Here is a 12,732-nt window from a genome sequence, read left to right as displayed (position 1 = left end):
GCCGCTAGTCCCTCACCAGTTGCCGATGTCGGCGTCGATGCCCTCGCCGCCCGGCTTGCCGTCGGCGCCCCAGGACAGCAGGTCGAACTCGCCGTGCTCCCCCGGCTGGCGGTACTGGTAGGGCTGGCCCCAGGGATCGGCGGGCACCGCCTTCTTCAGATAGGGCCCCGCCCAGCGCGACACCCCCGCCGGCGCCTGCATCAGCGCCGCCAGCCCCTGCTCGGTGGCCGGATAGCGGCCGACGTCGAGCCGATACTGGTCGAGCGCCTTCTCGAAGGCGTCGATCTGCGCACGCGCGGTGTTCACCTCGGACTTGCCGATCTGCGAGAAGAAGCGCGGCCCGACGTAGCCGGCGAGCAGGCCGATGATGACCATCACCACGAGGAGTTCGAGGAGGGTGAAGCCGCGGGGGATGCGAAGCGAAAGCGCCCGCGCGGGCGTCGAAAGCCGGCTTGAGGTCATGACCACCCTGTCGTCGAATCAATGAATCAGGGCAGGATTCTCGCACAGGCAAGGCCCGCTGCGCGCGCTGGACTCTACCGGACGCCGGTCCCGGAGGCCGGCGGAACACATCGCCAGACACCTTTCCCTTGCGCCCCGGGGCACCAAGCGCGCGCACAATGCAGAAAAAAGCCCGGGCGCCATCCGTCTCCAGATGGCGCCCGGGCCTTACTTTGCACGGTCCGACCGATCGACGGCTCGGACCGAAATCAGCTCAGGCTTTCTCAGCCACGGCGACGACGGAGCGCCGCCAGACCGGCAAGGCCCAGTCCGAGCAAGGCCAGCGAACCCGGCTCAGGCGCTTCGTCAATCGTACCTTCGTCGGGCCCCCAGATGGCGATGTGCGAGATCGCCCCCCCGTCGGGCCAGAACCCCTTCAAGGAGATGTCTTCCATACCGTCCCAGCTGCCCAGATCGAACAGATACTGCGCTGGCTCATGGTTTCCATCCTTGACCAGCAGGAAGCAGGTCGGGCAGGGAATGGGAGTCCCGCTAACGTACTCGATCAGCGCGTCCGCCGGCTTAGTCGCGGTATTCGAGAACGTGGTCGTGTAGCTGTCAGCGTAAGTGCTCGCCTCTTCACCACCTTCGACGTTGACCTTGTAATACAGCTCCAAATCCTGGGCAAAATTGATCCCGAAAGCCGTCTCGACCTTCGCCCACGAATTGCCGGCGGCGGAATTGACATTACTCGTGTATTCGGCATCAGACGGCGTGAGCGTCAGCACGGCGTGAGCGTCAGCACGGCGTGAGCCGGCACGGCTGCCAGGGCGCATGCACCCGCGACGAGTGCGGTCAGAAGTTGAACTTTCATGGCGGTCTCCTTGCTTTGATCGGATACGGCGCCTGTGTTCACTCGCGCCTCAATCAATTTAAAGCACGGATCATGCCAAATTATAATGCACTGATTTTAATAGGAAAATAAAATACGTGCTGCTGCAGTGTAAATTTATCCGACACTCTTCCGCCGAGCGGTGCCGGGGCGCTAGTCGATGGACCTCGGGCATCGAGGCACCGCGGGCAGAACGGCACGCGCTCCTGCTCTCGCAACGCAGAAGGGGAGGGACCCGCATCCTGTGACGAGCCCCTCCCCTCGAGCCTGACGCCGTCGTTTTCTATCGGATCACAGAGACCGCTCTGCTGCCCTTGTTACCCACCGCGTCTTCGGCCTCGAGGAAGACCGTATGCGTGCCGGCCTCGATCTTGCGGGTGTTCCAGCGATAGGACAGCGCGTTGCCATTTACGCTGCTCACCAGCTCGCCGTTGATGTAGAGCCTCATCGCGGTCACGCCGACGTCGTCGGATGCGGTCGCCTGGACAGTGACGTTGCCGTTGACCCTGCTGCCATCGGCAGGATTGCTGATCGTCGCTGCCGGTGCCGTGGTGTCGCCACTGGGCTTTGGCTCGGTAACGGGCTCGGGCGCCGGTTCAGGCGCGGGCTCGGGAGTCGGCACCACGTTCGCGACCGTGACGGAGACCGAGCGCGAAGTCGAATTTCCGGCGGCATCGTAGGCCTGCACCGTCAGGCTCACGTTGCCGTCCGCAACCGCCGTGCTGTCCCAGCTGAAGCCATACGGCGCGCTCGTGGCGCTCGCCAGTCTGGCTCCGTTCACCAGCAGATCGACACGGCTCACGCCGACATTGTCGCTCGCCGCCACGTCCACGCTCACCAGGCCCTGGACCGTCGTGCCCTCCGACGGGGAGACGATGCTGACGCTCGGCGCGAGCGTGTCCCTGACCGCAGCGGCGCCGGCGGCCTGCACGGCCGCAGCCGCGTCGACGCGGCCATGACCGTAATACTTGTCGACGCCTGCGGTGCCGAGATCGACTGCGGTCGTGAACAGGCGCTTTTCGATCTCGTTCGGCGAAAGCGAAGGATTGGCGGACATCATCAGCGCGACGACGGCGGCCGTGGCCGGACTGGCGAAGGACGTCCCGCTGACCGAACCGTAGCCGCCACCATTGACCGTCGTATAGATGCTGGAACCCGGCGCCGCCACGTCGACGTAGCTTCCGAAACTCGAGAAGCTCGACCTGACGTCGCTGATGGTGGTCGCGGACGCGACGATCAGTGCGTCGCTCGGCGTCGCCCCCTCCTCGATGCCTGCGTTACCTGCCGACACCACCAGCAGCCCGCCCTTGTCCTTCAGGTACTGCCCTGCGTTCTGAACCGTCAGCGAACCGCGCGCGCCGCTGAAGCTGATATTGGCGACCCTGGCGCCATTGTCGGCCGCCCAGGTAACCGCCCGAGCCATGTTGCTGAACGACGCCGACCCCGTGGGACTCCCGATCCGGCCGGGAAGAATCATCGCCCCGCCGGCCACCGCGGCCACGCCGATGCCATTGTTGCTGGCTGCCGCAGCCGTGCCTGCCACCTTGGTCCCATGGCCGTGCACGTCGGCCACGTTGGAATTGCCATCGTAGAAATTCCAGCCGGGAAGCAACTTGCCTTCCAGATCGGGATGATCGACGTCGACGCCCGTGTCGAGAATCGCAATGGTGATGCCCTCGCCCGCAGTGGTCGACCACGCGGTCGGCGCACCGATCTTGGGAAGATGCCAGGCATTGGCGTAATGCGGATCGTTGGTTTCGTCGACCGGCACGACCATGTCCCGCTCGACGAACTGAAGATGCTTGTTGTGCTTGAGCAGCGCCTCGACCGCCTTCTCGGAAGCCTGCGGCGGCAGCTGGATGATGCGCACGCCGATGCCGTCGATCCTGCCGACCTGCTTGCCGCCGTGCGGCTTGAGGACCTTCTCGAACTCGGCCTCGGGCAGGCCGGGGCGCGGCTGCACCAGCAGGCGGCCCGGTACCCACTGGCCTTCTTCCGCGCCGGGCGCGGGCGTCTTGACGGCGTTGGGATTGGCGTTGGCGTTCTGCGCCTGCGCCGGCAGGGCGAGCGCGGCGAAGCTGAGGCCGATCAGGGCCGACAGAAGGGCGGGACGGAGGGCGATCGTGTCGCGGCGCTGCTTGCTCATCTAGGACTCCATGCTTTTCGGTTGCCGGTCACGGCGGGGCAAGCATGGAATCGCTCAGGGCGGGCGCGGATGGACACCGCGTTCGAGGCTGGGGCTCGAACGTTTCGCCTGGCAATCCCGCTATCGTGGAGCTTGCGCCCTTTAGACCGGAGACTTTGCGTCCCCACCTTTCGGTGGGTTTGCCTTTTTCAGGCGGTCCGGCTCGGCAGCCGGAACGCCCCTGGATGTTACTTCACTACGAAACTGCATTTGCTCCAATGAACTTCCCGTTACCTTATTCCAATCAAATGGTTGGAACGGTTCTGGAGCATCCCTTCTTGTGGCGGGGGTTTGACGCTTTTATACCGGCCGGGCCGCGAGCGGGTCAAGGCGGGCCGTTGCGCGAGCGTGCATTTCCTCACACCCATGGCGGAGCGGGGGTAGGGGTTAGCCGAAAGTGGTAATGACGGCCGATCTGTGCAAAGCTTCCGGCGTCATGTCCGCATGCGCGCATGCGGCAGTGAATGCGCCGGCAAGGCGACCAGATCCACTCAACCGGAGAAGACCCGATGAAGAAATTCACCGCACTCGCAGCCGCTCTCGCCCTCGTCGGCAGCCTCGGCGCCGCGCCGGCGCAGGCCCAGCAGAAGTTCGTCACGATCGGCACCGGCGGCGTCACCGGGGTGTACTACGCCGCGGGCGGCGCGATCTGCCGCCTGATGAACAAGGACCGTGCGCAGCACGGCATCCGCTGCTCGGTCGAGAGCACCGGCGGCTCGGTGTACAACGTCAACACGATCAAGGGCGGCGAGCTCGACTTCGGCGTGGCGCAGTCCGACGTGCAGTACAACGCGGTGAAGGGCACCGGCCAGTTCAAGGACGCCGGTGCGATGGCGGACCTGCGCGCGGTGTTCGCGATCCACCCCGAGCCGCTCACCGTGCTCGCCCGCGCCGACGCCGGCGTGAGCAAGATGGAGGACTTCAAGGGCAAGCGCTTCAACGTCGGCAACCCGGGCTCGGGCCAGCGCGCGACGATGGACATGCTCCTGCCCGCGCTCGGCATGAAGACCTCGGACTTCTCGCTCGTGTCGGAGCTCAAGCCCGACGAGCACGGCGCCGCGCTGTGCGACAACAAGATCGACGGCTTCGCCTACGTCGTCGGCCACCCCGCGGCCAACATCCAGGATCCGACCACCACCTGCGGCGCCAAGCTGGTGAACATCACCGGTCCGGCGGTCGACAAGCTGGTCGCCGACCACCCCTACTTCGCCGAGGTGGAGATTCCGGGCGGCATGTACGCCGGCAACCCGGAAGCGACCAAGACCTTCGGCGTGGTGGCGAGCTTCGTGAGCTCGTCCAAGGTCCCGGCCGACACCGTGTATGCGCTGGTGAAGGCGGTGTTCGACAACTTCGAGGACTTCAAGAAGCTGCACCCGGCCTTCGCCAACCTCAAGCCCGAGCACATGATCAAGGACGGCCTGTCCGCGCCGCTGCACGAGGGCGCGGTGAAGTACTACAAGGAAAAGGGCTGGATGTAATCCGCCGGCCGGCGTCCGCGCGGCGGGCGCCGGGCATCCTTACCCCGAAGACGGCGGCGGGCCCTCAGCCCCCCGCCGTCTTCGTGTCGGTTCCGAAACCGGGAGACGCGGCTCATGACTCGCGCTGAAGAAAAGAAGGACGGCTTCGAGCTGTCGGACGAAGAGCTCAAGCAGATCGTCGCCGAGGCCGACACCGGCGGGCGCAAGCCCACCGGCCTGGCCGCGAAGCTGCTGCTGATGGTGGCGCTGGCGTGGTCGCTGTTCCAGCTCTGGATCGCCTCGCCGCTGCCCTTCTCGCTCGGCGTGTTCGTGCTCAACGACACCGAGTCGCGCTCGATCCACCTCGCCTTCGCGGTGTTCATGGCCTTCGCCGCCTACCCGGCCTTCAAGCGCTCGCCGCGCGCCTACGTGCCCGTGGTGGACTGGATCCTCGCCGCGGTGGCGGCCTTCTGCGCCGCCTACCTGTACCTCTTCTATGCCGAGCTGGCGCAGCGGCCGGGCATGCCGACCACGATGGACCTGACCGTCGCGGTGATCGGCATGACGCTGCTGCTCGAGGCCGCGCGCCGTGCGCTCGGCCTGCCGATGGTGATCCTCGCGATCGTCTTCCTGATCTACATCTTCTTCGGCCAGTACATGCCGGACGTGATCGCCCACCGCGGCGCCTCGCTCGCGAAGGGCATGAGTCACATGTGGCTCACCACCGAGGGCGTGTTCGGGGTGGCGGTCGGCGTGTCGTCGAGCTTCATCTTCCTGTTCGTGCTGTTCGGCGCCCTGCTCGAGACCGCGGGCGCGGGCAACTACTTCATCAAGTCGGCGATCGCGCTGCTCGGCCACATGCGCGGCGGGCCGGCGAAGGCGGCGGTGGTGGCCTCGGCGAGCACCGGCCTGATCTCGGGTTCGTCGATCGCCAACGTGGTGACCACCGGCACCTTCACCATCCCGCTGATGAAGAGCGTCGGCTACCGCGCCGACAAGGCGGCGGCGGTGGAGGTGTCGTCCTCGGTGAACGGCCAGCTGATGCCGCCGGTGATGGGCGCGGCCGCCTTCCTCATGGTCGAGTACGTGGGCATCACCTACGTTCAGGTGATGAAGCACGCGATCGTGCCGGCGCTGATCTCCTACATCGCGCTGTTCTACATCGTGCACCTCGAGGCGCTGAAGATGAATCTGCAGGGCATGCCGCGGCGCGAGCCGCTGCCCTGGCAGCGCGTGCTGATCTCCACCACGCTGACGGTGTCCGGCCTGGTGATCCTCGCCGCGATCGTCTATTGGGGCTTCGGCTGGATCAAGGGGCTGGCGGGCGATGCCGCCTTCCTGATCGTCGGCGCGCTGATGCTGCTCGCCTATATCGGCATCGTGCACCACGCCGCCAAGTTCCCCGAGCTGCACATGGACGAGCCCGGGCACAAGATGGAGTACCTGCCCGAGATCGGCCCCACCCTGCAGTCGGGCCTGCACTTCCTGCTGCCGGTGGCGGCGCTGATCTGGAACCTGATGGTCGAGCAGCTCTCGCCGGCGCTGTCGGCGTTCTGGGCGACGCTGTTCCTGATCTTCATCCTCGTCACCCAGCGCCCGCTGTTCGCCCTCTTCCGCCGCACCGGCGACATCGGCGACGCGCTGAAGCACGGCTTCCAGGACCTGTTCGACGGCCTCGTGACCGGCGCACGCAACATGATCGGCATCGCGATCGCCACCGCCACCGCCGGCGTCATCGTGGGCACGGTGACGCTCACCGGCATCGGCCTGGCGATGACCGAGCTGGTGGAGGTGCTGTCGGGCGGCAACCTGATGGTGATGCTCTTCCTCGTGGCAGTGATCAGCCTGGTCCTCGGCATGGGCCTGCCGACCACCGCGAACTACATCGTGGTGTCCACCCTGATGGCGCCGGTGATCGTCGAGCTCGGCGCGCAGACCGGCCTGCTCGTGCCGCTGATCGCGGTGCACCTGTTCGTCTTCTACTTCGGCCTGATGGCCGACGTCACCCCGCCGGTGGGGCTGGCCTCCTACGCCGCGGCCGGCATCGCGAAGAGCGATCCGATGAAGACCGGCGTCACCGCCTTCGCCTACAGCCTGCGCACCGCGGTGCTGCCCTTCATGTTCATCTTCAACACCCAGCTGCTGCTGATCGGCATCACCGACGGCTTCCACCTGGTGCTGACGATCGTGAGTGCGACGGTGGCGAGCATGATGTTCGCGGCCGCCACCCAGGGCTTCTTCGTCGCCCGGAACCGCATCCACGAAACCCTGATGCTGCTGCTGGTGACCTTCACCCTGTTCCGCCCGGGCTTCTGGATGGACATGCTCTTCCCGCCCTTCGAGGAAGTGCCGCCCACCGAGCTCACCCGCCTCATCGAAGAGGCGCCGCGCAACGGCAACCTGCGGGTGTGGGTCGAAGGGCTCAGCCTCGAGGGCGACGAGATCTCCAAGGGCGTGCTGCTGCCGCTCGGCGAGCCTGCCCCGAGCGCGCGCGAGCGCCTCGCCAAGATGGGCCTGACGGTGATGGCGCTCGGCGACCAGGTGCAGGTGGCGGCGGTGCGCTTCGGCAGCCCGGCGGAGAAGCTCGGCCTCGAGCAGGGCTTCAACATCACCACCATCGAGCTGCCCTCGGGCGCACGGCCCGACAAGGAGTGGATGCAGGTTCCCGCCTACGCGCTGCTGTTCCTGGTGTGGTGGATGCAGAAGCGGCGCGCGCCGCAGCCGCCGCCGAAGCCGAAGCCGAAGGCGATGGCGGCCTGAGCCGCACCCGGCCCGAGAGCGGAACGGCCCCGCCGGAGCGATCCGGTGGGGCCGTTCTTCTTCCGACCGGCGCCAAGGGCCGGCCCGCGGGGGTGGGGCGGAGGGAGGCGGCGCTCAGCCGCGCTCGCTGCGGACCCGGGCGATCAGCTCGTCGGCCACCTTGAGCGTGGCCTCGTGGCTGCCGGTGAGCGAGGCGGAGGTCACGTACTTGCCGCCCACCACCATGGTCGGCACGCCCTGGATCTTCATTGCACGGGTGAGCTGGTCGGCGCGACTGACCATCGAGCTGAGGCTGAAGGACTTGTAGGTGTCGATGAACTTCGCCGGATCGGCGACCTTGCCCTGGACCCACTCGCCGACCTGCTCGGCGTTGAACAGCGGGCGCTTCTGGTCCTGCACCGCGGCGAAGATCGCCGGCTGCAGCTTGGGCAGCTCACCGGTGACCTCGGCCGCGTAGTACAGGCGGGCAAGCGCGGCGAGCTGCTCGTTGTTCCAGATCGCCGGCACCGCGCGGAAGACCACGTCCGCCGGCAGCTTCGCCTTCCAGGCCGACACCAGCGGATCGAAGTCGCGGCAGTGCGGGCAGCCATAGTGGAAGAACTCGTGCACCTCGATCTTGGTCGGATCGTCGCCGGCATGGACCGGGTTGAGGACGGTAAACGGCTCCTTCGCCGCCCAAGCGCCGCCGCTGGCGACGGGGACGAGGACGGTGGCTGCGGCGAGGCTCTTCAATGCGTCACGACGATTCATGCACGGCTCCGGTGGCGGTAACGCCGGTCAGACGCGCGTATGCGCCCGGCGTTCCCGCGGGGTGGTAAGCGATTCTTTCAGGGAAGCGGATCATTGCCCGGCGCGGGTCACCGTGCCGGCAAAGCCGGACTCGGCGAGGCGGGCGCGCATCGGGTTCATCTGCTCGGGGCTGGAGAAGGGACCGACCCGCACGCGGTGCACCGTGCGGCCGTCGGCCAGGCGCACCCGCTGTGCGCTCGCCTCGATGCCGGAGAGCGCGAGCCTGGCCTTCAGGTTGTCGGCCTCGGCCGGATTGATGAAGGCGCCGATCTGCAGGTAGAGCCGCTCGGCCTTCTTCTCCTCGGCCGGCCTCGGCGGCTCGGACTTCACCGCGGCGGTCTGCGCCGGCGCCACCTTCTTCGGCTGCGCCTCGTTCACCGGCGCGGCCGGCTGCGGCTCGCCCTGCGGCAGGATCTTGTAGAACTCGAAGTCCTGCTTCACCACCGGGCGGTCGCCCGGCTTGCCCGGCAGGGCGCGCGGCGACCAGTCCTGCTGGCCGGTCGGCGTCGCCGGGGCCACCCCGGCGGACTGGAAGGGATTGGCGCGGGTGAAGTACCAGGCGGCGCCGGCGGCGATCAGGGCGCCGAACACCAGGCCGATGAAGATGCCGACCAGGATGCCGCCACCGCTTTTCGCCGGCGCGCGGCGGGCGTTGCTGTTTCGACTCAAGAATGCCTCCAGTAAGGGTTACATCGACTCGGGTGCGGACACCCCGAGGAGTGCGAGGCCGTTCGCCAGCACCTGCCTGACCGCCGCCGCGAGCGCGAGGCGTGCGAGCTTGAGGCCCTCGTCCTCGACCAGCATGCGCTCGGCGTTGTACCAGCTGTGGAAGCCGGCGGCGAGCTCCTTCAGGTAGAAGGCCACCTGGTGCGGCGCGTAGTCGGCCGCGGCCGACTGCAGCAGCTCGGGGAAGTCCGCGATCAGTGCGCACAGCGCGAGCTCGCGCTCGTTCTCGAGGCGGCCGAGCTCGGCCGCGGCGAGCTCCGTCGTTGCGCCGCCCCACTGGGCGAGCACCGAGCACACCCGGGCGTGGGCGTACTGCACGTAGTAGACCGGATTCTCGTTACTCTGGCTTTTCGCGAGGTCGAGATCGAAGTCGAGATGCTGGTCGGACTTGCGCAGCACGTAGAAGAAGCGGCAGGCGTCGTTGCCGACCTCGCGGCGCAGCTCGCGCAGGGTGACGAACTCGCCCGAGCGGGTGGACATCGAGGTCTTCTGGCCGTTGCGGTAGAGCACGGCGAACTGCACCAGCGCCACCTCGAGCTTCTCCGGCGGCAGGCCGAGGGCGGCGATCGCGCCCTTCACGCGCGCGATGTAGCCGTGGTGGTCGGCGCCCCAGATGTCGATGATGCGGTCGAAGCCGCGCTCGTACTTGTTGAGGTGGTAGGCGATGTCGGAGGCGAAGTAGGTGTACAGCCCGTTCTCGCGCTGCACCACGCGGTCCTTCTCGTCGCCGAAGGCAGTGGAACGGAACCACCGGGCGCCGTCCTGCAGATAAACGTGGCCGCGCGCCTCGAGCTCCGCCACCGCGCGCTCGACCAGCCCGGTGTCGAACAGGCTGCGCTCGGAGAACCACTTGTCGAAGCGCACGCCGAACTCGCCGAGGTCGTCGCGGCCGTCGCCGAGCTGCTCGTTGAGGGCGAAGCCGTGCACCCAGGCGTATTCGTCGCCGAGCAGGCGCCTGGCGTTGCCGATCAGCGCGTCGAGATGCTGCTCGCGCTGGGCCTTGGCCTCGTCGTCCTTGCGCTCCCCCGCGGGCAGGCCGGGCGTGCCCGCCAGCATCTGCTCGCGCGTCGCCACCACGAAGCGGTCCTGATGCGCATCGCGCAGGTCGCGCGCCATGTCGATCACGTAATCGCCCTGGTAGGCGTTGGGCGGGAAGGGGATCTCGACGCCGAAGAAGGCGAGGTAGCGCAACCAGGTCGACAGCGCGAGGATGTCCATCTGGCGGCCGGCGTCGTTCACATAGTATTCGCGGGTGACCTCGTAGCCGGCGGCGGCGAGCACCTCGCACAGGGAGGCGCCGTAGGCCGCGCCGCGGCCGTGGCCGACATGGAGCGGACCGGTCGGATTGGCCGACACGAACTCGACCTGCACCTTGACCCCCTTCGGCGCGCCGCGGCCGAAGCCTTCGCCGCGCGCGAGCACCTCGCCGATCACCGCGGTCTTCGCGGCCGCGGCGAGGGTGAAGTTGATGAAGCCGGCGCCGGCGACCTCGACCCTGCTCAGCAGCGGCGAGGCAGGCAGCTCGGCCATCAGCAGGCCGGCGAGTTCGCGCGGATTGCGGCGCAGCGGCTTGGCCAGCTGCAGCGCGAGGTTGGTGGCGAAGTCGCCGTGGCTCGCCTGCTTGGGACGCTCCAGCAGGATGGGGGTATCGACCTGATCCGGCGCCACGCTCTCGAGGGCGGTTCGCAGCAGTTCGGTCAGCAGGACTTTGGGATCGGCGCTCATGGCACTCGGCAATTGAACTAAACGCGGGATTATAGCGGATCGCCCCGTCCTTCCCGCCCGCTCGCAAGCGCGGCGCTCACCGCGCGCGCCTTCCCCCTCCCCGGCTTTCCGGCTAAAGTCCCCGCTTTTAGCCGTCAGCCGATACCGTGCGTCTCCTGCGTCTGTTCAAGATCGTTACCGTCAGCCTGCGTTTCGGTCTGGACCGCCTGGTGCTCGACGCCGACGCCAGCGGCCGGCTGGCGAGCGTGTGGCAGTCGGTGTTCTTCTGGCGCCGCTTCACCGAGCCGCGCGGAGTGCGGCTGCGGCGCGCGCTCGAGTCGCTCGGGCCGATCTTCGTCAAGTTCGGCCAGATGCTGTCGACCCGGCGCGACCTGCTGCCGCCCGACCTCGCCGACGAGCTCGCCCTGCTGCAGGACCGCGTGCCGCCCTTTCCCACCGAGCAGGCGCTGGCGCTGCTCGAGGGCTTCTACGGCCGCCCGATCGACCACGTGTTCGACAACTTCGCGCGCGTGCCGGTGGCCTCCGCGTCGGTCGCCCAGGTGCATTTCGCCAACCTGCCCGACGGCACCGAAGTGGCGGTGAAGGTGCTGCGCCCCGGCATCGAGAAGGTCATCGCCCACGACCTCGCCCTGCTCGAGGTCGCCGCCCGCCTGCTCGAGCGGATCTGGCCCGAGGGCCGGCGCCTGAAGCCGCGCGAGGTGGTGGCCGAGTTCAGCAAGTACCTGCACGACGAGCTCGACCTCATGCGCGAGGCGGCGAACTGCTCGCAGCTGCGGCGCAACTTCACCGATTCCAGCCTGCTGCTGGTGCCCGAGGTGTACTGGGACTGGTGCGGCCGCAACGTGATGGTGATGGAGCGCATGCACGGCATCCCGATCTCGCAGACGCCGTCGCTGCTCGCGCAGGGCACCGATCTCAAGGCGCTGTCGCGCGCCGGCGTCGAGATCTTCTTCACCCAGGTCTTCCGCGACGGCTTCTTCCACGCCGACATGCACCCGGGCAACATCTTCGTGCATCGCGACGGGCGCTACATCGCGCTCGACTTCGGCATCATGGGCACGCTCAACGAGGTGGACAAGAACTACCTCGCGCAGAACTTCCTCGCCTTCTTCAAGCGCGACTACCGGCGCGTGGCGCTCGCCCACATCGAGGCCGGCTGGGTGCCTGCGCACACCCGGGTGGACGAGTTCGAGGCGGCGATCCGCACCGTGTGCGAGCCGATCTTCGACAAGCCGCTGAAGGACATCTCCTTCGGCAAGACCCTGCTGCGCCTGTTCCAGACCGCGCGCCGCTTCGAGATGGAAGTGCAGCCGCAGCTGGTGCTGCTGCAGAAAACCCTCCTCAACATCGAAGGGCTCGGCCGCCAGCTCGACCCCGAGCTCGACCTGTGGAAGACGGCCAAGCCCTTCCTCGAGCGCTGGATGCACGAGCAGATCGGCTGGCGCGCCCTGGTGCGCGGGGTGAAGGAAGAGGCGCCCAACTGGGCCGGCACGCTGCCGCAGCTGCCGCGCCTGGTGCATCACGCCCTGCGCGAGTCGCACGCAGGCCAGGCCGCCGAGCGGGCGCGGCTCGAGGCGCTCGCCGCCGGCCAGCGCCGGCAGTCGCGCCTGATCGCGCTGGTCGGCGTGCTGGTCGCCGCGCTGCTCGGGCTCGAGCTGTGGCGGCTGCTCGCCTGAACCGCCGCCTCGCCGCCCGCCCCCTGAGCCGGTTCGCCGCCGCCCGCCGACGCTGAACGAATCCCGCCGCGCTCCATCCAA

At 67.8% G+C, this 12,732-nt stretch carries 9 protein-coding genes and 1 riboswitch; of the genes, 3 read left to right on the top strand and 6 right to left on the bottom strand.

The genetic code is table 11. The annotated features are described in order from the left end of the window. Positions 1 to 12 precede the first annotated feature (12 nt). The 3 genes from gspG to BB334_RS15195 form a co-directional block, all read right to left on the bottom strand. Positions 13 to 462 (bottom strand): type II secretion system major pseudopilin GspG, encoded by a 450-nt coding sequence (gene gspG, locus BB334_RS15205; protein ID WP_068809331.1) that lies wholly within the window; start codon positions 460 to 462, stop codon positions 13 to 15. Positions 463 to 725: 263 nt separating this feature from the next. After that, positions 726 to 1,229: a PEP-CTERM sorting domain-containing protein gene (locus BB334_RS18730; RefSeq protein WP_232756751.1), complete on the bottom strand. Its 504-nt coding sequence runs from the start codon at positions 1,227 to 1,229 to the stop codon at positions 726 to 728. Positions 1,230 to 1,616: 387 nt separating this feature from the next. Continuing rightward, positions 1,617 to 3,479: a S8 family serine peptidase gene (locus tag BB334_RS15195; protein ID WP_083200452.1), complete on the bottom strand. Its 1,863-nt coding sequence runs from the start codon at positions 3,477 to 3,479 to the stop codon at positions 1,617 to 1,619. 107 nt (positions 3,480 to 3,586) lie between these two features. After that, positions 3,587 to 3,673: riboswitch (cyclic di-GMP riboswitch) on the bottom strand. A gap of 354 nt (positions 3,674 to 4,027) precedes the next feature. Between BB334_RS15195 and BB334_RS15190 the strand changes: the two genes are divergently transcribed. Next, positions 4,028 to 4,996, top strand: a complete 969-nt coding sequence (locus tag BB334_RS15190; RefSeq protein WP_068809329.1) for a TAXI family TRAP transporter solute-binding subunit — start codon at positions 4,028 to 4,030, stop codon at positions 4,994 to 4,996. A gap of 114 nt (positions 4,997 to 5,110) precedes the next feature. Continuing rightward, the gene (locus BB334_RS15185; protein ID WP_068809328.1) at positions 5,111 to 7,735 is read left to right on the top strand and encodes a TRAP transporter permease; all 2,625 of its coding nucleotides are present in this window, start codon (positions 5,111 to 5,113) and stop codon (positions 7,733 to 7,735) included. A gap of 114 nt (positions 7,736 to 7,849) precedes the next feature. Here the strand turns inward: BB334_RS15185 and BB334_RS15180 are convergent, their stop codons facing one another. From BB334_RS15180 to argS, 3 genes are all read right to left on the bottom strand, one after another. Further along, positions 7,850 to 8,485, bottom strand: a complete 636-nt coding sequence (locus BB334_RS15180; RefSeq protein ID WP_068809327.1) for a thiol:disulfide interchange protein DsbA/DsbL — start codon at positions 8,483 to 8,485, stop codon at positions 7,850 to 7,852. Positions 8,486 to 8,575: 90 nt separating this feature from the next. Then, positions 8,576 to 9,193 (bottom strand): SPOR domain-containing protein, encoded by a 618-nt coding sequence (locus tag BB334_RS15175; protein WP_068809326.1) that lies wholly within the window; start codon positions 9,191 to 9,193, stop codon positions 8,576 to 8,578. 18 nt (positions 9,194 to 9,211) lie between these two features. Next, the gene (gene argS / locus BB334_RS15170; RefSeq protein ID WP_068809325.1) at positions 9,212 to 10,975 is read right to left on the bottom strand and encodes an arginine--tRNA ligase; all 1,764 of its coding nucleotides are present in this window, start codon (positions 10,973 to 10,975) and stop codon (positions 9,212 to 9,214) included. A 146-nt stretch (positions 10,976 to 11,121) separates the two neighbouring features. Here argS and ubiB point away from each other — a divergent pair, with 146 nt between their 5' ends. Further along, positions 11,122 to 12,651: a ubiquinone biosynthesis regulatory protein kinase UbiB gene (gene ubiB, locus BB334_RS15165; RefSeq protein ID WP_068809324.1), complete on the top strand. Its 1,530-nt coding sequence runs from the start codon at positions 11,122 to 11,124 to the stop codon at positions 12,649 to 12,651. The last annotated feature ends 81 nt before the right edge of the window (positions 12,652 to 12,732 follow it).

Origin of the sequence: Thauera phenolivorans, from assembly GCF_001696715.1 — a bacterium.
Lineage (GTDB): Bacteria > Pseudomonadota > Gammaproteobacteria > Burkholderiales > Rhodocyclaceae > Thauera > Thauera phenolivorans.
Note: the sequence above shows the minus strand (reverse complement) of the source record. Positions and strands in the feature narration are given on the sequence as shown.

What these genes read in the sequence shown, in the direction of transcription:
- BB334_RS15185 (WP_068809328.1), top strand. Translation starts at nt 5,111, where the DNA reads ATGACTCGCGCTGAAGAAAAGAAGGACGGCTTCGAGCTGTCGGACGAA.
- BB334_RS15195 (WP_083200452.1), bottom strand. Translation starts at nt 3,479, where the DNA reads ATGAGCAAGCAGCGCCGCGACACGATCGCCCTCCGTCCCGCCCTTCTG.
- argS (WP_068809325.1), bottom strand. Translation starts at nt 10,975, where the DNA reads ATGAGCGCCGATCCCAAAGTCCTGCTGACCGAACTGCTGCGAACCGCC.
- BB334_RS15180 (WP_068809327.1), bottom strand. Translation starts at nt 8,485, where the DNA reads ATGAATCGTCGTGACGCATTGAAGAGCCTCGCCGCAGCCACCGTCCTC.
- BB334_RS15190 (WP_068809329.1), top strand. Translation starts at nt 4,028, where the DNA reads ATGAAGAAATTCACCGCACTCGCAGCCGCTCTCGCCCTCGTCGGCAGC.
- gspG (WP_068809331.1), bottom strand. Translation starts at nt 462, where the DNA reads ATGACCTCAAGCCGGCTTTCGACGCCCGCGCGGGCGCTTTCGCTTCGC.